Origin of the sequence: Streptomyces manipurensis (genome assembly GCF_049570255.1) — a bacterium.
Lineage (GTDB): Bacteria > Actinomycetota > Actinomycetes > Streptomycetales > Streptomycetaceae > Streptomyces > Streptomyces manipurensis.
In genome coordinates, this window is record NZ_CP186950.1 from 5829786 (window position 1) to 5849234 (window position 19449).

The 19449-nt window shown below is 75.5% G+C and carries 15 protein-coding genes and 1 pseudogene; 8 read left to right on the plus strand and 8 right to left on the minus strand.

The window, feature by feature from the left end; genetic code table 11:
- Positions 1–67 precede the first annotated feature (67 nt).
- Positions 68–631, plus strand: a complete 564-nt coding sequence (locus ACPU2J_RS26715) for an FHA domain-containing protein (protein ID WP_391346061.1) — start codon at positions 68–70, stop codon at positions 629–631.
- Positions 632–872: 241 nt separating this feature from the next.
- Here the strand turns inward: ACPU2J_RS26715 and ACPU2J_RS26720 are convergent, their stop codons facing one another.
- The 3 genes and pseudogenes from ACPU2J_RS26720 to treY all read right to left on the minus strand — a co-directional run bounded on the left by ACPU2J_RS26720 (position 873) and on the right by treY (position 4987).
- Positions 873–2345: a M14 family zinc carboxypeptidase gene (locus tag ACPU2J_RS26720; RefSeq protein WP_423834179.1), complete on the minus strand. Its 1473-nt coding sequence runs from the start codon at positions 2343–2345 to the stop codon at positions 873–875.
- Between the two features lie 119 nt (positions 2346–2464).
- Positions 2465–2629, minus strand: a pseudogene (locus ACPU2J_RS26725) (dihydrolipoyl dehydrogenase); the annotation flags it as partial.
- 87 nt (positions 2630–2716) lie between these two features.
- Positions 2717–4987 carry a malto-oligosyltrehalose synthase gene (gene treY / locus ACPU2J_RS26730; protein WP_423834180.1) on the minus strand — a complete coding sequence of 757 codons (2271 nt, stop codon included), beginning with the start codon at positions 4985–4987 and terminating at the stop codon, positions 2717–2719.
- A gap of 82 nt (positions 4988–5069) precedes the next feature.
- Here treY and ACPU2J_RS26735 point away from each other — a divergent pair, with 82 nt between their 5' ends.
- Positions 5070–6341 (plus strand): MFS transporter, encoded by a 1272-nt coding sequence (locus ACPU2J_RS26735; protein WP_423834181.1) that lies wholly within the window; start codon positions 5070–5072, stop codon positions 6339–6341.
- On the opposite strand, the gene glgX is transcribed toward ACPU2J_RS26735, so the two are convergent.
- Positions 6326–8440, minus strand: coding sequence for a glycogen debranching protein GlgX (glgX, locus tag ACPU2J_RS26740; protein ID WP_399822765.1), 2115 nt, complete (start codon positions 8438–8440; stop codon positions 6326–6328). The two genes, ACPU2J_RS26735 and glgX, sit on opposite strands and share 16 nt — an antisense overlap.
- 284 nt (positions 8441–8724) lie before the next feature.
- Here glgX and ACPU2J_RS26745 point away from each other — a divergent pair, with 284 nt between their 5' ends.
- Positions 8725–10002 carry an SAV2148 family HEPN domain-containing protein gene (locus ACPU2J_RS26745; protein ID WP_420079241.1) on the plus strand — a complete coding sequence of 426 codons (1278 nt, stop codon included), beginning with the start codon at positions 8725–8727 and terminating at the stop codon, positions 10000–10002.
- Between the two features lie 111 nt (positions 10003–10113).
- Positions 10114–10851: a 3'-5' exonuclease gene (locus ACPU2J_RS26750; RefSeq protein ID WP_420079240.1), complete on the plus strand. Its 738-nt coding sequence runs from the start codon at positions 10114–10116 to the stop codon at positions 10849–10851.
- A gap of 88 nt (positions 10852–10939) precedes the next feature.
- On the opposite strand, the gene ACPU2J_RS26755 is transcribed toward ACPU2J_RS26750, so the two are convergent.
- From ACPU2J_RS26755 to ACPU2J_RS26765, 3 genes are read right to left on the minus strand one after another with little or no spacing between them, the layout of a single operon-like run.
- Positions 10940–11812 (minus strand): aminoglycoside phosphotransferase family protein, encoded by an 873-nt coding sequence (locus ACPU2J_RS26755; RefSeq protein WP_420079239.1) that lies wholly within the window; start codon positions 11810–11812, stop codon positions 10940–10942.
- Positions 11813–11849: 37 nt separating this feature from the next.
- On the minus strand, positions 11850–12761 hold the full coding sequence (locus tag ACPU2J_RS26760; RefSeq protein ID WP_423834182.1) for an SDR family oxidoreductase: 912 nt from the start codon (positions 12759–12761) through the stop codon (positions 11850–11852).
- The gene (locus tag ACPU2J_RS26765) at positions 12758–13375 is read right to left on the minus strand and encodes a TetR/AcrR family transcriptional regulator (protein WP_420079237.1); all 618 of its coding nucleotides are present in this window, start codon (positions 13373–13375) and stop codon (positions 12758–12760) included. Before ACPU2J_RS26765 ends, ACPU2J_RS26760 begins: the two co-directional genes overlap by 4 nt.
- 137 nt (positions 13376–13512) lie before the next feature.
- Between ACPU2J_RS26765 and ACPU2J_RS26770 the strand changes: the two genes are divergently transcribed.
- The 4 genes from ACPU2J_RS26770 (at position 13513) to ACPU2J_RS26785 (ending at position 18677) form a co-directional block, all read left to right on the plus strand.
- A complete protein-coding gene (locus ACPU2J_RS26770; RefSeq protein WP_423834183.1) occupies positions 13513–15735 on the plus strand; it encodes an FUSC family protein in 2223 nt (740 codons plus the stop codon).
- A gap of 24 nt (positions 15736–15759) precedes the next feature.
- The gene (gene mgt, locus ACPU2J_RS26775; RefSeq protein ID WP_420079235.1) at positions 15760–16974 is read left to right on the plus strand and encodes a macrolide-inactivating glycosyltransferase; all 1215 of its coding nucleotides are present in this window, start codon (positions 15760–15762) and stop codon (positions 16972–16974) included.
- Between the two features lie 20 nt (positions 16975–16994).
- On the plus strand, positions 16995–17585 hold the full coding sequence (locus ACPU2J_RS26780; protein ID WP_423834184.1) for a DUF1697 domain-containing protein: 591 nt from the start codon (positions 16995–16997) through the stop codon (positions 17583–17585).
- 87 nt (positions 17586–17672) lie between these two features.
- Positions 17673–18677, plus strand: a complete 1005-nt coding sequence (locus ACPU2J_RS26785) for a ketopantoate reductase family protein (RefSeq protein ID WP_420079233.1) — start codon at positions 17673–17675, stop codon at positions 18675–18677.
- Positions 18678–18692: 15 nt separating this feature from the next.
- Here ACPU2J_RS26785 and ACPU2J_RS26790 read toward each other — a convergent pair whose 3' ends face one another.
- A complete protein-coding gene (locus tag ACPU2J_RS26790; RefSeq protein WP_423834185.1) occupies positions 18693–19448 on the minus strand; it encodes a sirohydrochlorin chelatase in 756 nt (251 codons plus the stop codon).
- Position 19449 lies beyond the last annotated feature (1 nt).

Here is a 19449-nt window from a genome sequence, read left to right on the forward strand (position 1 = left end):
GCCCATCATTCCGGGCGGAGCGGGGGAGTTCTGGACACTCCGGCCCCGACGGGCCGACAATCACCCTGTGACGTCGAGTTTCGAACTTCCCGCCTTCCCCGCGCCCCGGCTGTCGGACGCCGAGCGGGACCGCGCCGTGGGCCAGCTCCGGGAGGGCGCGGCCCTCGGGAAGCTGTCCCACGACACCTTCCTGCGCCGCATGGAACTCGCCCTGGTGGCCCGACGTTCCGAGGACCTCGCCGTCCTCACCGCCGACCTCGAGTCCCGGGACAGTGCCGAAAGCCCCTGGACCCACCGGCTGTTCGGCTGGGTCGGCCGGGTCTCGGCGGTCTCCGCCGGGGTCCGCCGCGCCTGGAACGCCGAACGGCTGCCCAAGCTCCTCCTGCCCCATCCGAGCGCGGCGGCCCTGCGCATCGGCCGCGACCCCGGCAACGGACTGCGCCTCAGCCACGAGACGGTCTCGCGGGCGCACGCCGAACTGCGCATGCGCGACGGGACGTGGGTCCTCACCGACCTCGGCTCGACCAACGGCACGACGGTCAACGGCCGCCGCGTGACGGGCTCGGCCGTCGTCCGCGACGGAGACCAGGTCGGCTTCGGCCACATGACCTTCCGCCTGTCGACGGGCTGACCCCACCGCCGGGCGGCCGACGCCACCGCGCGACGGGCGGGACCCACCGCCCTGTGGCGGACCCGCTGCCCTGTGGCGACCCCGCCCGCACGCGGCGGGAGCCGGCCGCGCAGGATGGCGGCATGGAACACACGCCCGTCATCCGTCGTGCCCGCGTCGGGGACCTGCCCCTGCTGGTCGAGCTCGTGCTCCGCTTCACCCTGCCGGTGGAGGCGGACGGCTCCTGAGGGGCCGTCCCGGCTCACGTCCCGCGGCCGGCCGCCACGAGACGCTCGTAGGCCGCGAGGACCGTCCGGGACTGGTGCTCCACCTGCACCTCCACCGGGACCCACCGGGCCCCGAACCGGGCCGCGAACTCCTCGCACCAGCCCGTGACGAGCCGGTCCAGTCCCGGCGCAGCCGGATGCTCCCGGGCGCGCAGCACCCGCAGCAGCATCGCCGCGGCGCGCAGCGACAGCCGCCGCCCGAAGGCGTCGATGCTCGCGACGTACGCGGCCGTGGCCTCCGCGGGTGCCTCGGAGCCGGTCCACTCGACGGCGATGCGCGGGATCAGCCCGAGCGTCCAGTCCACGGCGCGCAGCAGGGCGGCCTCGGCCGGGTCCTCGGCGGCCGGCTCCTCCCCGTACGGGCCCGGAGCCGGGGCGGGCAGCGCCGCGGGCGGGGGCCCGGGCGGCAGACCGTGCGCCGGGCGGGCCCCCTCCCGGGCCGCCCCGACGAGCGCGGCGTCCGCCGTCAGCCTCCCGGCCAGCATCCGCAGGGCGCCGCGCGGGTCGGGGTGCGGCGCCGGATCGTCCACCAGGTCGGAGGCCCACATGGGGACTTCGACGATCGCGGTGGTGCCGGCGTAGCGGTGGGCGTGGTACCAGGTGCTCAGCCGGGTGTCCTCCGGGTGGAAGGCGCCCGCGGCCCCGCTGCCCGGCTGCGGTATCACGAAGATCCCCGGGCCGGGGGAGGGCCAGCCGGCCGCGTCCGAGGCCCCGTTCTCCACGGGGATGCGCAGCTCGGCGGCCGATGCGGCGAACGGCTCGGCGAGCCCGGGGATGTCCCGGGTGAGCTGGACCCAGGAGCCGCCGAGATCGGTCGCGTGCAGGGACACCTGGAGCACCGGCCGGAGCTCGTCGATGAGCGCGGTCAGTGCCAGCGTCTCGGGAGGGAGCCGGTCCGCGGGCAGTAAAGACGGCGCCCACTCGGGCTGTTCGGGCCCGGGCGGCCGGAAGAAGGACCGGTGGTAGTCCAGCAGCGAGTCCGGGCTGGGCGTGCGGTGCAGGTCCGCGCCGTCCGGGTCGGCGCAGAGCAGGAAGTGCCACCCGCAGCCGGCCCGCGGCGCGGGGTCGTCGAGCAGGCGCCGGGCGAGCGACAGGGCGGTGGCGCCGCCCACGGGCTCGTTGGCGTGCGCCCCGGCGACGACGAGGACGTTGCGGACACCCCCGAGCGCCGGGGCGCCGGGGCCGGCCGGGGCCGGGCGGGAGGTGCCGCCGGCGTCGCCGGGACCGCCGACGCCGCCGACGGGGCTTGCGGGAGGTGCGGGGCTTGCGGGGCCGGCCGGAGCGGTCCCCGCGGTCGCCGCCACGGAAAGCACCCAGATCGGCTGCCCGGCCCGCGAGGAGCCGGCCTGGCGGAGCCGGGCCTCGGCGGGGTGTGCGTCCGCCAGTGCTCGGGCGGCGCGCCCGAGCTCCTGCGGGGTGGGGTAGTGCATGTCACGGAGGAGAGTCACAAGGGATGCTCTGCCCGCCGCGCGCGCCCCCTACTGCTGTGCGGGCCCCGCAGTTGCCCGGATCTGCGGGGAAAATCCCTGGCCGAGGCCGTGCCGCGCCCTCCCCGGGGCGCCGCGCGCTACTGCTGGTGCAGGCCGCGGCCCTCCAGGGTCAGGAAGGCCTCGCCGACCGCCTCCGAGAGGGTCGGGTGGGCGTGCACGTGGCGGGCCACGTCCGAGGGCTCCGCGTCCCATCCCACGATCAGCCGGCTCTCCGCGATCATCTCGGACACGTGCGGCCCGACCCCCGCGTCCCGCTGACCGGCGCCGCGGCCGCCTTCGCGGAGCTCCTGCGGACCGTGTCCGGCGCGGAAGCGGCCCCGGGCGGGCCGTCACCGGCGGAGCCAGACCCCGACCGGGCGCTCGTCCAGCAATGCGGCCACCCCGGCTGAACCGCGGAGCCCGTCCCCGGGGCCCCGCCCGCCGGGCGCGGGCAGGAGCGGGGTCCAGGTGCCCGGTGGCAGGTCCAGCCGGGTGTCGCGCCAGCCGCCCGCGGCCGCGAGCCGGTGGGACAGCCGGGTGGCCGCCACCAGCAGGCCCGGGGCGCGGGTGAAGGCGATCAGGTGGCCGGCCGCCGGGCCTCGGGCCGCGACGGGGGCGTAGCCGTGGAAGAGCTCAGGCCGGTCCCGGCGCAGCCGCAGCAGTGCCGCCGTGAGCGCCAGCTTCTCCTCGGCGGGACCGTGCGGGACGGCCCCGGAGTCCAGCCGTGCCAGCGCCTCGCGGGGGAAGTGCGCCGGGCGCCGGTTGTCCGGGTCCACCAGGGCCCGGTACTCGGTCTCCGCGCCCTGGTACACCTCCGGCACCCCCGGCATCGCCAGGTGCAGCAGCGCCATGCCGAGCAGGTTCGCGCGGGCCGCCTCCGCAAGGTCCGCCGGGAGGTCGAGCGGGGTGGGGGCGTAGCCGGGGACGGCCGCCTCGTAGGCCTCGTCGGGATCGGTCCAGCTGGTGCGCAGCGCCGCCTCGCGGGCCCCCTTGAGCAGGGCGTCGGCCAGCCGGGGCACCGCCTCGGGGGCCCGGCCCAGGCCGAGCGCGGTCTGCCGGGCCGTCCAGGCCAGGTGCGGGTCGGCGCCGGGCGGGCTGCCCATCGCCTCCGGCGCCTGGGACAGCGCGGAGATCCGGGCCCGGACGTCCGCGCTGCGCTTGGTGTCGTGCGTGGAGAGCACCGTGCCGGTCCCGGGCCAGTCCCGGGCCTGGAGGGCGCAGTACGCGTGGAACTCCTCGGCGGCCACCGCCGGATCCCCCGGCTCGCCGCCGACCTCGGTGGCCGACAGCAGCGGCGCGTACCGGTAGAAGGCCCGGTCCTCCAGGGACTTGGCGCGCAGGGCCGCCGAGGTCTGCGCGAAGCGGGCGGCGAAGGCCGGGTCCCGCAGGAGCAGTTCGCGTACGCCGGCCACCGCGGCCGGACCGGCCGCGCGGGCGGCCCGTTCCACCGCGGCCGACGGCGGCTCGGGGTCCGCGGGGTAGGCCCGGTAGACCGGGAAGGCGATCAGCAGTTCCCGCACGGCGGGGGCGTGCTCGGCGCCGGCCCACCGCTCGAGGAGGGCCAGTTCGGCGGCGAGGTCCCCGGTGAGGACTTCCCGGGCGGCGGCCCCGGCCGTCTCGGACCAGGCCGGCAGGCCGGTGAACTCGCGGTAGCGGGAAGCCAGTTCGGCGGATCCGTCCGGATCGGCGAACACCCCGTCCACCCGGTGCAGCGCGTCGTAGCCGGTGGTGCCCGCCACCGGCCACGTCGACGGCAGCCGCTCGTCGCGGGCCAGGATCTTCTCGACCACCACCCAGCAGCCGTCGCCCGCGGCCGCGCGCAGCCGCCCGAGGTACTCCTCCGGGTCCGCGAGTCCGTCCACGTGGTCGATCCGCAGGCCCTGCGCGACCCCGTCGCGCACGAGTTCCAGCACCTTCGCGTGGGTGGCCGTGAACACCTCGGGATCCTCCACCCGGACCCCGATCAGGTCGGAAATGGTGAAGAACCGCCGGTAGTTGAGGACCCGGGTGCCCTCCCGCCACCAGGCGGGCCGGTACCACTGCGCGGCCAGCAGCTCGGGCAGCGGCAGCTCCGCGGTGCCGTCCCGCAGCGGGAACTCCTGCTCGCCGTGGCGCAGCACGCCGTCCTCGACGCGCAGGTCGCAGCTCTCCGGCGGGCCGCCGAGCAGGGGGAGCACCACCTGCCCGCCGCCCGCCTCCCAGTCGATGTCGAACCAGCGGGCGTACGGCGAGTCCGGGCCCTCGCGCAGGACCTCCCACAGCGGGCGGTTCAGCCGCAGCGGGGCCGGTACCGCCATGTGGTTGGGCACGATGTCGAGGACCAGGCCGAGTCCGTGCGCCCGGGCGGTCGTCGCCAGGGCCCGCAGTCCGGCCTCCCCGCCGAGCTCGGCCCGCACGCGGGAGTGGTCGGTGACGTTGTAGCCGTGCGTCGAGCCGGGCGCGGCCTCCAGGACGGGGGAGAGGTGCAGGTGGGACACGCCGAGCGAGGCGAGGTACGGCACGGCCGCCTCGGCCGCCGCGAACGGGAACTCGCGGCGCAGTTGGAGGCGGTAGGTCGACGCCGGGGTGACGGGCGTCGGAACGGCGGGGTCCGATTCGGGGGTCGGGCGCGGCTGGCTCATGAGAACGTACGTACCCAGCCTGCCGGATTCCGTGCCATGACCCAATGCATCCGAGTGACTGCACCGGGTTAGCGTTGATCAAGTGCTTGGAACCGTCTCCACCTATCGAAGAGTCATCGCCCTGACCGGGCCCCTGCTGCCCTGCGTCTCCTTCCTCGCCCGGCTCCCCGTCGCGATGTCGCAGTTCGGAAGCTTCCTGCTGGTCGCCCGGACCAGCGGCTCCCTCGCCACCGCCGGACTGGTCGGGGGCGCCCTGTCCCTGGGCCAGGTCCTGTGCGGGCCCGTCCTCGGCCGGCTGGCCGACCGGCACGGCCAGCGGCCCGTCGTCCTCGCCGCCGCGGCCGTCAACGCCCTCGCGACCGCCGCCCTGGTCGCCGGCGCCCTCGGCCGCCTCGACACCGTCCCGCTCGCCGTGCTCGGCGCCCTCACCGGCGCGTCCGTCCCGCTGATCGGCCCGCTCGCCCGGACCCGCTCGGTGGCACTCGCCCACCGGGCCGGCGCGGACGAGGGCGTCAAGGGCGCCGTCCACGCCCTCGAGGGCACCCTCGACGAGGTCTCCTACGTCTTCGGGCCGGCCCTGGTCGGCCTCGCCGCGCTGGTCGCCCACCCGGCCTTCGCCCTGGCCGGCGCGGCCGGCCTCGTCGCCGTCTTCGGGACCGCCTTCGCCCTCCACCCCAGCGCCGCCGCCACCCCCGGGTCCCCCGCACGGCCCCGCCGTGGGACCGGCCGCGCCCGGACACCCGCCGTCGTCCACGCCGTCCGCGGCTCCCTCGCCCTCCAGGGCGCCATGTTCGGCGCCTGCCAGGCCGGCATCACCGCCCTGACCCTCCGCCTCGGCGTCCCCGACCAGGCCGCCGTCGTCTACGCCGCCATGGGCGTCGTCAGCGCGGTCGTCGGCCTCGCGCTCGGCGCGCTCCCGGCCCGCTTCGGCCTGCGGCTGCGCTGGCGGGTGGCCACCGCGGCCGCCCTCGTGCTCTCCGTGCCCCTGCTCTTCACCGACGCCCTGTGGCCGCTGTACGCCGTCGTCACCGTCCTCGGCGCCGCCTACGCCCCCCACCTGATCACCGCCTTCGCGCTGACCGAACGGGCCGTGGAACCCGCCCGGCTCGCCACCGCGATGGCGTTCGCCGCGAGCAGCCTGGTGGCCGGACAGGCCGTCGCGCTCGCGGTCTGCGGACGCCTCACCGAACGCCACGGACCCGACGGCGCCTTCGCGGTGGCGGTGGGCGCGGCCGCGCTCTGCCTGCTCCTCGCCCTCGTCACCCGGGTGCCCGCAGCCCGTCCGCAGCCCGCCCCGCCGCCCGGCGGCGGGCACCGGCCCACCCCGGGCGGCGCCGCCTACGCCGGGCGCTGAAGCACCACCAGGCACCGTCCCGTCAGGGCCACCCGGTCGCCCGCCGCGTACTGCGGCCCGGTACCGGGTGGCAGGACGTCCGCCCGGGCGGTGTCCACCACCAGCCGCCACTGCGCGCCGTGCCCGGCCGGGATCGTGAAGTCCTGCGGATCGGCGCCCGCGTTGAACATCAGCAGGAACGAGTCGTCGGTGATCCGCTCCCCGCGGCTGCCCGGCTCGGAGATCGCCTCCCCGTTGAGGAACACCGTCAGCGCCCGCGCGTGCTGGGCCTGCCAGTCGCGGGCCCGCATCTCCTCCCCGTGCGGGGTGAACCAGGCGATGTCCGAGAGCTCGTCGTGGGTGCCCTCCACCGGCCGCCCGTGGAAGAACCGGCGCCGCCGGAACACCGGGTGGTCGCGGCGCAGCCACACCATCCGCCGGGTGAACTCCAGCAGGGACGGAGCCGGTTTGCCCGGCTCCGGCCAGCTCACCCAGGACAGCGCGTTGTCCTGGCAGTAGGCGTTGTTGTTGCCGCCCTGGGTCCGGCCGAACTCGTCGCCGTGGCTGAGCATCGGCACGCCCTGCGACAGCATCAGCGTGGCCGTGAAGTTGCGCATCTGCCGCTCGCGCAGCTCCATGACGTCGGGGTCCTCGGTCGGCCCCTCCACCCCGCAGTTCCACGACCGGTTGTGGGTCTCCCCGTCCCGGTTGCCCTCCCGGTTGGCCTCGTTGTGCTTCTCGTTGTACGAGACGAGGTCGTTCAGGGTGAACCCGTCGTGGCAGGTGGTGAAGTTGATCGACGCCAGCGGGCGCCGGCCGTCGTCCTGGTAGAGGTCCGAGGAGCCCGTCAGCCGCCCGGCGAACTCCGCGAGGGTGCGCGGCTGCCCCCGCCACAGGTCCCGCACCGTGTCGCGGTACTTGCCGTTCCACTCCGTCCACAGCGGCGGGAAGTTCCCCACCTGGTAGCCGCCCTCGCCGAGGTCCCAGGGCTCCGCGATCAGCTTCACCTGGCTGACCACCGGGTCCTGCTGCACCAGGTCGAAGAACGACGACAGCCGGTCCACCTCGTGGAACTGCCGGGCCAGGGTCGCGGCCAGGTCGAAGCGGAAGCCGTCCACGTGCATCTCGGTGACCCAGTAGCGCAGCGAGTCCATGATCAGCTGGAGCACGTGCGGGGAGCGCATCAGCAGCGAGTTCCCGGTGCCGGTGGTGTCCATGTAGTGCCGCGGATCCTCCGACAGCCGGTAGTACGAGGCGTTGTCGAGCCCGCGGAAGGACAGCGTCGGCCCCAGGTGGTTGCCCTCCGCCGTGTGGTTGTAGACCACGTCGAGGATCACCTCGATCCCCGCCTCGTGCAGGGCCCGGACCGCCGACTTGAACTCCAGCACCTGCTGGCCGCGGTCACCGGACGCGTAGCCGTTGTGCGGGGCGAAGAAGCCGATCGTGTTGTAGCCCCAGTAGTTGCTCAGCCCGTCGTTGACCAGCCGGTGGTCGTGCACGAACTGGTGCACCGGCATCAGCTCCAGCGCCGTGACGCCCAGCTTGGTGAGGTGGCCGATGACCGCCGGGTGCGCGAGCGCGCCGTACGTACCGCGCAGCTCCTCGGGCAGCTCGGGATGACGCATGGTCAGCCCCTTGACGTGCGCCTCGTACAGCACCGTGTGGTGGTACTCGTGGCGCGGCGGCCGGTCGTTCGCCCAGTCGAAGTACGGATTGACCACGACCGAACTCATCGTGTGCGGGGCCGAGTCCAGGTCGTTGCGCGAGTCCGGCCGGCCGAAGTGGTAGCCGTACACCTGCTCGCCCCAGGCGACGCTGCCGCTGACGGCCCGCGCGTACGGGTCCAGGAGCAGCTTGGCCGCGTTGCAGCGCAAGCCCCGCTCGGGCTCGTACGGGCCGTGCACCCGGAAGCCGTAGCGCTGGCCGGGCATGATCCCCGGCAGGTAGGCGTGGCGGACGAACGCGTCCGTCTCACGCAGTTCGACGGCGGTCTCCGAGCCGTCGTCGTGCAGAAGGCACAGCTCGATGCGCCGTGCGGCCTCGGAGTAGACCGCGAAGTTGGTTCCGGCGCCGTCGTACGTGGCGCCGAGGGGATACGCCTGTCCCGGCCAGACCTGCATGGGCAACGACTCTTCCCTGGTATCGGAGATGTCCCGGATCATCCGGCGTGGACCGCGTCACTGGCAGATCTTCCCCGAAAGAGGGTCCTCACGCGCGGACTTGGGAGTGGTCCTACCGGGTGACCCGCAGAGCTGACAGTCGGGTCATCGGACTGTCCGCGCATCCGATAATGGGTCAATGGACCTCCCGTGTGCGGGCCATCGGGCTGCACCGGGCCGCGCGCGCGGGATACCCTTCCGTGATCACTGGAGACGGGCGTCCAGACGCAGAAGGCGGTGCACGGGTGAGCTCGGGAGGTCTGGAGCTTCCCCCTGGTGACAGCAGTCACGAGGGTGGTCCGGCGGACGCACCGGGCGGTGCCCCCGGCGGGGCGCCGGCGGGCGTCCCGGCCGGGGCGGTCTCCCTGGCGGGCGGACCGGCCGAGTCCGGCGGCGCCCGGGCGGGCGCCGAACTGGACTGGGGGGCGGAGGCCTGGAGCGAGGTCCGCACCCGGGCGCAGCGCGCCGGCCGCGCCTACATCTGGCTCAACCTGATCGAGCAGCGGCTGCGGTCGGTGGTCGGCGCGGTCCTGCGGCCCATCTACGAGCCGGTGCACGGCGGGGACGACTGGGTGGTCGCCGCGGCCGGGCCGGCCGGGCAGGAATGGGTCCAGCGCGCCGTGGCCGTGCGCGAGGTCAGCCGGCGCAAGGGCTACCTGCTCGACTCCGCCGACGACAACGTCCTCAGCTTCCTGACCCTGCCCCAGCTGCGCGAGCTGATGGTCCAGCACTGGCCTTGCTTCGAGCCGTACTTCGACGACCGGCGCGAGATCGAACTCGCGCTGGACGAGCTGGAGGTCACCCGCAACGTCGTCTCCCGCAACCGGGCCCTGTCCCGGCCGGTGCTGGAACAGGCCGAGCGCGCCTCCTCGCGGCTGCTGGAGGTGCTGGGCGGCGGAGCGGGCAGCCCCGCCGCGGACCGGCTGCCGATCGACGCCGTCGAGGACCTCGTCGGCGACCGGTACGCGGACGTCGTCTCCGTCCACCCCGACCGGGTGCGGCTCCAGCGGCAGCTGCCCGCCGAGGACCTCTTCGGCGGCGCGCGCCGCCTCGACGCCATCGGCATAGGGCTGAACCTGCTCGTCCAGAACTTCTCCGGACGAAGACTCGTCCGGCTCACCGAGGCGGGCTGCCGGGTGCGGCTGCTGTTCCTCAACCCGGCGAGCAGCGCCGTCAAGCGCCGGGAACGGGAGCTGGGCCTGCGCAAGGGCGAGCTGAGCCGCTCGGTGGAGATGAACATCCTGCACGTACGGCGGGTCCGGGCCGGCCTGAAGGACCCCTCCCGCTTCGAGATCCACGTCTTCGACGAGACGCCGCGCTTCACCGCCTACCTGGTGGAGGGCCAGGCGTCGGGCATCGCGGTGGTCCAGTCCTACCTGCGGCGGGCGCGCGGGATGGAGTCGCCCGTGCTGGTGCTGCGCGGGGGCGGGCGCGGGGTGCCGAAGGACGCCGACCACGGCCTGTTCGCGACGTACCGCGAGGAGTTCGAGTCGATGTGGGAGGACTCCCGCCCGGTGTCGTGACCGCCGCGGCCCCCGGGAACGGGCCGCTGCGCGGGCCCCGCCGCGGGCTTGTCAGTGCCCCGTGGCAGGCTGAAACCCGTTGACCGAAGGTGTACGGGGGAGGGACGAGGGGTGGAGGACCAGCGCGGTACGGGGGACTGGCACGGCCGGGTGCTGATCGGTTTCGACCTGGAGACGACGGGCACGGAGCCGGGCGAGTCCCGGATCGTGACGGCGGCCGTGGTCGAGGTCCGGGACGGGGCGGTGCAGGAGCGGCGCGGCTGGCTGGCCGATCCGGGCATACCGATCCCCGAGGGGGCCTCGGCCATCCACGGGATCAGCACGGAGCGCGCCGTCGCGGAGGGCCGCCCGGTGCGGGAGGTCGCCGACGAGGTCGCGCGGACCCTGGTGGGGCACTGGCGCGCGGGCGCGGTGGTGGTGGCGTACAACGCCGCCTTCGACCTGACCCTGCTGAGCGCCGAACTGGCCCGCCACGGGCTGCCGTCGCTCGCCGACCGGCTGGGCGGGGCGCAGACCGGGCCCGTGGTGGACCCGCTGACCATCGACCGGGCCGTCGACCGCTACCGGCGCGGCAAGCGGACCCTGGAGGCGGTCTGCGGGGTGTACGGGGTGACCCTCGACGCCGCGCACGACGCGGGGGCGGACGCCCTGGCCGCCGTCCACGTGGCGCGGGCGATAGCCGAACGCCACCCGGGAGTGGCGGCGCTCACCCCGGCCGACCTGCACGACCGGCAGAGCACCTGGCACGCGCGCTGGGCCCGCGACTTCCAGTCGTACCTGCGCCGCCAGGGCACCCCGGACGCGGTGATCGACGGGGCCTGGCCCCTGCGGGCCCTCGTGCCGGCCTGACCCGCGCACGGGCCGAGCGGCCCGGTCCGCGCCGTCCGCCCCCGGGGCGGGGTGGCCCGGAAGCCCCGCGGGCATCCGGCGCCGGGAGTCAGAAGGCGTGCCAGCGGACCTCGGCGGCGCCGTCGCGCAGCGAGGCCACCCGCCTGCGGAACTCGGCCCGGGCCCGGGGGTTGCCCGGCGCGTGCTGGGCGACCCAGGCGCAGCTCGCCGTCTCGCGGGCGCCGCGCAGGACCGCGCAGCCCTCCCACTCGCGTACGTCCCATCCGTACGCCGCGGCGAAGGCCTCGTACTCCTCGGCGGGCAGGCCGTACCGGTCGCGGGCCAGGGCCATCACCACCAGATCGTGTTCGCGCAGGTCGTGGGAGACCGTCTCCAGGTCGACCAGGACCGGGCCGTCCGGGCCGACGTGGACGTTGCGGGGCAGCGCGTCGCCGTGGACCGTGCCCGGTTCCAGGTGCGCGGTCAGCGCCGCCACCTCGCCCGCGTAGGCGTCCCGGCGTGCCCGCAGGTACGCCGCGTCGGCCGGGTCGACGGCGTCCCCCGCCAGCCGCAGCCAGCGCTCCACTCCCGACAGCAGGTCCCGGGCGGGCAGCGGGAACGGCGGTGCGGGCAGCGCGTGGACGGCCCGCAGCAACACCGCGAGGTCCTCCGGCCCGGCCGGACGGACCGCGTCGGGGAGCCGGTGCCACAGCGTCAGCGGATGCCCCTCCACCAGCCGGGGCTTCGGCTCGGCCGCCCGGACCGCCGGCACCCCGCACGCGGCGAACCAGCCCGCCACCGCCAGCTCGCGCGCCGCACGGTCGGCCAGGGCCGCCTCCCGGCCCACCTTCACCACCAGGCCGCCGACCGCGAACACGGCGTTCTCGCCCAGCGCGAGCAGGTCGGCGGCCGCGGCGGCGCCTGCGCCCCGGCCCGCGAGACCCGATGCCGTCAGTACGTCCCTGGCCCGTGCTTCGTCCATGCCGTCGTTCTACCAGCCGCGGACGGCGCCGTGCCGGTCAGAGCGGGTCCCCGAGCGGACCGTGCTCGTCCACCAGGTGCCTCGCCCAGTGCGCCGCGAAGTCGGGGCGGCTGCCGTCCGCGTCGGTGAACCCGTACTCCTCGTACAGACCCCAGGTGGCCAGCGCCCGTCCCGTCTTCGCCATGACGGCCGGATCGGCGGCCAGCGCCGCGACCGCCCGCCCCAGGTAGGCGGGGCTCTCGGACTGGGCGAAGTGCGGGTCCTGCGCGGCGCCGTCGCGCCAGTCGGCCTCGGTCACCCCGAGGTGTTCCAGCATCGCCTCCGAGCGCAGGAACCCCGGGGTGATCGCGACGGCGGCGACACCGTGCGGCTTCAGCTCGACGGCCTGGGCCACGGCGAGCCGGATCACGGAGGACTTGGCCAGGTCGTAGAAGAAGGAGCCGCGGTAGCGGGCGGTGTTGCCGTCGGTGACCTCCACGACGAGTCCGCTGCCGCGCGCCACCATGAGCGGGAGGGCGAACCGGCTCGTGATGACGTGGGTCTCCACCGCCTGCCGCACCAGCCGCAGACCGGTCTCCAGGTCCTGTTCCCACAGCGGGTGTTCCCAGTCCGTCAGCGGGTCACCGCCCCAGACGCAGTTGACCAGGACGTCGAGCCGGCCGTCCTGCTCGGCGGCGATCCGGTCGACGAGGCGGCGGACCTCCTCGGGACTGCTGTGGTCCGTGCGGACCGGGACACCGGTGCCGCCGGCGGCCGTGACGGCGGCGGCCGTCTCCTCGATCGTCTCGGGGCGGTCCATGGGGGAGCGCCCCGCGGAGCTGCTGCGTCCGGTGACGTACACCGTCGCGCCGGCCGCCCCCAGTTCGACGGCGATGCCCCGTCCGCCGCCGCGGGTGCCGCCGGCGACCAGGGCCACCCTTCCGCTCAGCGGGCGCGTGCCGGTGCTCATGATTCCTCCAGGTCGTCGGGGTGCCGCCGCGGCGGCAGGTGGGGGCGCAGCACGGCGTCGAGCTCCCGGCGGATCCGGTCCCCGAGGGTGCCGTGGCGTTCCAGGGCCCAGGCCAGGCCGGCGCCGGCGGTGACCGCCTGCACGGTGCGGCCGAGCGCGGCCACGTCGGTGCCCGCGCGGAGCTCGCCGCCGTCGGCGGCCTCCGCCAGGAGCGCACCGAAGGACCGTTCCCGGGCCCGGTGCACGGCCAGGGCGCGGGCGTGGAGCTCGGGGTCGGCGAGGTCCGCGCACAGGAAGGCCAGGTGGTGGGCGAAGGACTCGGGCGTGTCCCTGCCGGAGGCCGATTCCGCCGCCAGCGCCGTCAGGGCCTCCAACGCGGAGGTCCCGGGGGCCCGGGCGGGTCCGGTGCTCTCGTCCGCCTCCCGGGCGGACAGGTCGGCCAGTGCCAGCAGCAGACCGCGCTTGGACCCGAAGCGCTGCACGAGCGTGCCGGGCACCAGGCCGACCTCGCGGGCCACGGCGGCCAGAGTGAGACCGGCGGGCCCCACCCGGCCCATGACCTGCACGGTGGCGCGCAGGATCGTCTCGTCCGCGACCCCCCTGGGGCGTCCCACGACCGCCCACCTCCCTCACCCACCATTAATGAATGACTGTTCATTCATTAAAGCCCGGGCGGGTCGCCCGAGGCAACCCGCCACCCGTGCGCACCCGGTGGGTGGTGGCTTCCCGCCACCGGCCCGATGCTGGAGTGGTGGGCGCCGAACGCGACGGAAGCGCAGGCCGCGGCCCCGGTACGGTGGCGCGGCGCGCGATCCGCACCACCCTCGCCGCATGCGGCGGCTTCTACCTGTTCCTCTACGGACTCGACGAGCCCGTGGCGGCCACGTACGCCCTCTTCGGCGTCGTGTCCATGGCGGCCCTCTCCCACATCCCCGGGACCGGGCGCCAGCGCGCGGCCGTCATGGTCAGGACGACCCCCGCCGTCTGGCTGCTGGTGGCCGCCGGCACCTACCTCGCCGTACGCACCTGGGCCGCCGTCGCCGGCATGCTGCTCATCGGCTTCGTGCTCGCCTTCGTGGCGGCCGCCGGCCCCCGCGCGGCCGGCGCGAGCCCCGGGCTGCAACTCCTCTACATCATGCCGAGCTTCCCGCCCTACGCCCCCGACACCCTCGGCCAGCGGCTCCTCGGCGTGACCGTCGGACTCGCCCTGCTCGTCCTCGCCGAACTCTTCGTGCTCCCCGAACCGCGCGGCCCCACCTACCGGCGGCTCGCCGCCGAGGCCGGCACGGTCGCCGTCCGCTGCGCCGCCGAGCTGAACCGGCCCCCGTACGCACTCTCCGCCGCCTCCGTGGCCGCCGTCCACGCCGCCGGCGAATCGCTGCGGCCCCTGCGGGTCGACGAGGCCGACCGCCCCGCCGGGCCGGGCCTGCGCGACCGAGCCCTCGCCCATACGGGCCTGACCGCCCGTACCCTCCTCGGCCGGCTGCTGCACCTGCCGCCGCCCCCGCCCGGCAAGGCCCCCCTGCCCCCCGGCGCGGAGCTGCTCGACTCCGTCGGCCGGGCGGTCGCCGAATCGGCCGCCCTCCTCTCCGGCGCCGGCGGCGGGAACGAGGAGGCCCTCCACCTGCGCAGGCTGCGCGAGGAGGCCGGGGACCGCGCAGAGCACGAGCGGCAGGGCCTGACGGCGGCCCGCGGCCGCCGCCGCGCCGCCCTGCTGGAGGTCGCCGACGCCGCCGTGGCCTACACCACCGCGGCGGAGCTGGCCGTGCGGGGACGCCGCGCACGCATCCCCGGCGGGGTCGACGCCATCCGCTTCTGGTACGCGGGCCGGGGTGCGCCGCTGCTGTGGTGGCACCGGCTGGTGGCCCACGCCGGGCCCCGGTCGGTGTACTTCCAGAACGCCGTACGGATCGCCCTGGCCCTCGGCGCGGCGCGCACCATCGCCGGAGTGGAGTCGCTGCCCCACGGTTTCTGGGCCATGCTGGCCGTCCTCAGCCTCACCCGCACCACGGCCGCCCAGACCAAGGCGACCGTTCGCCAGGCCCTCGCCGGGACCCTGCTGGGCGCGCTGCTCGCCGCCGGCGTCCTCGCCCTGGTCGGAGGACGCACCACCGTCTACGCCGTCGTGCTGCCCGTGGTCATGGTCGTGGCCTTCCGGGTCGGACCGGTCCGGGGCGTGGGCTGGGCGCAGGGGATGTTCACCCTCGTCGTGTCCTTCGTCTTCGCGCAGCTGGCGCCCGTGACCTGGCGGCTGGCCGAGGTGCGGATCATGGACGTGATCATCGGCAGCATGATCGGCGTGGTCTTCGGGCTGCTCGCCTGGCCCCGCGGCGCCCAGGCCGAGCTGCACCGGGCCGTGGCCGAGCTGCTGGAACGGGAGGCCGAGGCGGTCGAGCGGACCACGGCCGCCGTGGTGGCGGGTGCGGCGGGGATCACCCCCGACGACCGGGCGCTCCAACGGGCGCTCGCCCTGGCGGAGAGCGCGTACGCGCAGCGCCAGGGGGAGCCGAGGGCGCCCGCGGCGGGTGCCCCGGACTGGCAGGCGGCCGTGATGACGGGCCACCACGTCCTGTGGGGCTCGCGCCGGCTGCTCGCCCGGTCCGGCCCGGTCCTCGACCCGGCCCACCGGGACCGCCTCGGGGGCCGTACGGCCGAACTGGTGGCGGAGATGTACGCCGCGGCCCGGCGCGCGGTGGCCGAACCTGCGATCTCCGCACCGGCGGGCGGCGCGGCGGCCCCGGGCGGGCCGGCTGCGGCGGACGGGGTGCGGGCGGGGGCGGTGGCGGCCGACGGGACGGGGGCGGGGGACGCGGCGCGGGCGGTGGACGGGGCCGGTCCGGGGCCCTGTCCGGACACCCCGGAGAGCGTGGCGCCGTCCCGGTACTTCGGGGCCCTCGCGTGGCTGGAATCCCTCACGGTCGACGTGGACCGCGTCCTGGCGCCGTGCCGTACCGCCCCGGACAAGAGAAAATAGTTGCACGAGACGTCTCGTCTCGTTATGGTTCCGGGTATGACCTCAGCGAAGCCCGCCCACATCGCCATGTTCTCCATCGCCGCCCACGGCCACGTGAACCCGAGCATCGAGGTGATCCGTGAGCTCGTCGCCCGGGGCCACCGCGTCAGCTACGCCATCCCCGCCTCCTTCGCCGAGAAGATCGCGGAGACCGGCGCCACCCCCGTCGTCTACACCTCCACCCTCCCCACCGACGACGAGCCGGAGGCCTGGGGAACCGAACTGATAGACAACCTGGAACCCTTCCTCAACGACGCCGTCCAGGCCCTGCCCCAGCTCGCCGCCGCCTTCGAGGGCGACGAACCCGACCTCGTCCTCCACGACATCACCTCCTACCCGGCGCGCGTCCTCGCCCACCGCTGGGGCGTCCCCGCCGTCTCCCTCTCCCCGAACCTCGTCGCCTGGGAGGGGTACGAACACGAAGTGGCCGAGGCGATGTTCGCGCCTCTGAAGGCCTCCGAGCGCGGCAAGGCCTACTACGCGAAGTTCGCCGCATGGCTCGCCGAGAACGGCCTCGACGACCGGGTCGACGACTTCCAGGGCCGCCCGCGCCGCAGCCTCGTCCTGATCCCCGAGGCGCTCCAGCCCCACGCCGACCGCGTCGACAGGAGCGTCCACACCTTCGTCGGCGCCTGCCAGGGCGACCGCAGCGCGACCCAGGGCACCTGGACCCGGCCGGCCCACGCCGAGGGCAGGAAGCTCCTCCTCGTCTCCCTCGGCTCGGCCTTCACCAAGCAGCCCGCCTTCTACCGCGCCTGCATGGACGCTTTCGCGGACCTGCCCGACTGGCACGTCGTCCTGCAGATCGGCAAGTTCACCGACGAGTCCGACCTGGGCGGGATCCCCGCCAACGTCGAGGTGCACCGCTGGGTCCCCCAGCTGGACATCCTGCGCCAGGCCGACGCGTTCATCACGCACGCCGGAGCGGGAGGCAGCCAGGAAGGACTGGCCACCGGCACCCCGATGGTCGCCGTCCCCCAGGCCGTCGACCAGTTCGGCAACGCCGACATGCTGGTCTCGCTGGGCGTCGCCCGGCACGTCCCCATGGCCGAGGCCGACGCACGGACTCTCCGGGAGGCCGTCCTCGCGCTCGTCGCCGACCCCGAGGTGGCCGCCCGCGCCGAAGCCGTCCGTGCGCAGATGGCCACCGAGGGCGGCACCCGGCAGGCCGCCGACCTCATCGAGGCCGAACTGTCCTAGCCAGGTCCTAAGGTGCCGCCATGACACAGAAGACGGCGAAGTCGCAGCAGGCGGACGAGACGAGGACCACCCGATACGCGGCGCTGCTGCGCGGCATCAACGTCGGGGGCCACAAGAAGGTCCCCATGGCGGAGCTGCGCTCCCTGCTGGCGGGTCTCGGCCACGGCGACGTGCAGACCTACCTGCAGAGCGGCAACGCCGTCTTCAGCAGCGCGAACCAGGACCCGGCGGCGCTCGCCCGGGAGCTGGAGGCGGCCATCGAGGCCCACTTCGGCTTCCGGGTCGCGTGCCTGGTGGTCGACGGGGCGTACCTGAGCGCCGTCGCCGACGCGTGCCCCTTCCCCGCCGCGGAACTGGAGGGCCGGCACCTCCACGCCACCTTCCTCTCCGAGCAGCCCGGCCCGGAGCGCTTCGCCGCGCTCGACGCGGAGGCCTTCCTCCCCGAGGAGTACCGGGTCGGGGACCGCGTCGTCTACCTGTACGCCCCCGACGGCCTGGGCCGCTCCAAGCTGGCCGAGGCCCTCGCCCGGCCCGCCGTCGTCAAGGGCGTCGAAGCGACCACCCGGAACTGGAACACCGTCGCCAAACTCGTCGAACTGACGTGCCCGTAGGGCGGCGACCGGCGGCTCGCACCCCGGACGCGAGCAGTTCCTCCCCCCGCCGGGACGGGAGCGGCCGGATGTGCCAGGCTCTGCGGCATGCGTTACATCATCATCGGCGCGGGCGCCGTGGGCGCCACCATCGGCGGACGGCTCGCTCAGGCGGGCAGCGAGGTCGTCCTCGCCGCGCGCGGCACGCACGCGGAGGCCCTGCGCGCGGACGGGCTGCGGCTCACGACGGCCGACGGCACCCGCGTGCACCGGCTGCCCGTCGTCACCGGACCGGACGAGGCGGGCGAACTGCGGCCCGACGACGTGCTGGTGCTGGCCGTCAAGACCCAGGACGCCGTCGCCGCGCTCGACGCGTGGGGCGACGCGGAGGTCGAGGGCGGCGGCACGGCCGCTCAGCGGCTGCCCGTGTTCTGCGCGCAGAACGGCGTCGAGAGCGAGCGGCTCGCCCTGCGGCGCTTCGCCCGCGTGTACGGGGTGTGCGTCTGGCTGCCGTCCACCTTCCTCGAGCCGGGCGTGGTCTCCGCGCTGTGCGCCCCGCTGACCGGCATCCTGCACGTCGGCCGGGCCGCGGGCGGTACGGACGCACTGGCCCGGGCCGTCGCCGCGGACCTCGCGGCAGCCGGCTTCGAGGCGCCGGTGACCGAGGACGTCATGCGCTGGAAGTACGCCAAGCTGCTGGGGAACCTCGGCAACGCCGTCCAGGCCACGACCGGCCCCGAGCCGGACCCGGCCAAGGCGGCGCTGCTGCTGCGAGCCGTCCGCGAGGGGAAGGCCGCGTTCGTCGCCGCCGCCATCCCCTACGCCTCCGACGCCGAGCAGGCGCTCGCCCGCGACGGCAAGGTCGAGCAGCCGGCGGGGGTCCGGGGCGGCTCCTCCTGGCAGAGCCTGGCGCGCGGCACCGGCTCGGTCGAGGCGGACTACCTCAACGGGGAGATCTCCCTGCTGGGACGGCTGCACGGGGTGCCGACCCCGGTCAACGACGTCCTGCGGCACGCCGCGAACATCTTCGCCCGGGAGGGCCTGCCACCGGGCGCCATGTCCATCGCGGACCTGACGGCCCTGGCCGACGAAGCGGCCGCCCGCGGCGCCTAGTGCTGCACGGGAACCTCAGGCCGTCAGGGCGCGCAGGCGGGCGGGTGAGACGGCGGCCGCGTCGTAGCGGCGCAGGAGCAGCGCGGCCAGTTCCGGGGCGGAGCCCAGCACCTCGGCCAACACGTCGGCGCCCGCGGCCCGCGCGCCCTCCGCGATGCGGTCCGGCAGCCGGCCCGGAGCGATGACGTACGGGGCCACGGCCACGCGGACGAAGCCCTCGGCGCGCAGGGCCCGTACGGCGTCCTCCGTACGGGGAAGAGCGGCGGAGGCGAACGCAGGCCGCACGGCGCACCAACCGGTGTGCCGCCACTCCCGCGCGATTTCAGCGATCACTGCGATCGCCTCCGGGTCGGTGGAACCGGCGGACGCGAGCACCACCGCGGTGGTGGCACGGTCCGCCGGGGTGACGCCCGCCTCGGCCAGACGGCGATCGAGGGCGTCGACGAGCAGCGGGGACGGGCCGAGCACGTCCGCCACGGACACCGAGAGTCCCGGCAGCCGGGGCAGCGCCTCCGACAGCACCGCCGGGACGTCGGCCTTGACGTGGAAGGCGCGGGTCAGCAGCAGCGGCAGGGCCACCACCTCCCGCACGCCGTCGGCGTACAGGGCGGACAGCACCTGCTCCACCCGCGGGGCGTTGAAGTCCAGGTAGGCCGTTTCCACGCGCAGTCCGGGCCGCAGCGCCCGTGCCCGCCGGGTGAGGGCGTGCACGGTCGCCGCGTGCCGCGGGTCGCGGCTGCCGTGGGCGATGACGAGCAGTGCGGGGGCCATG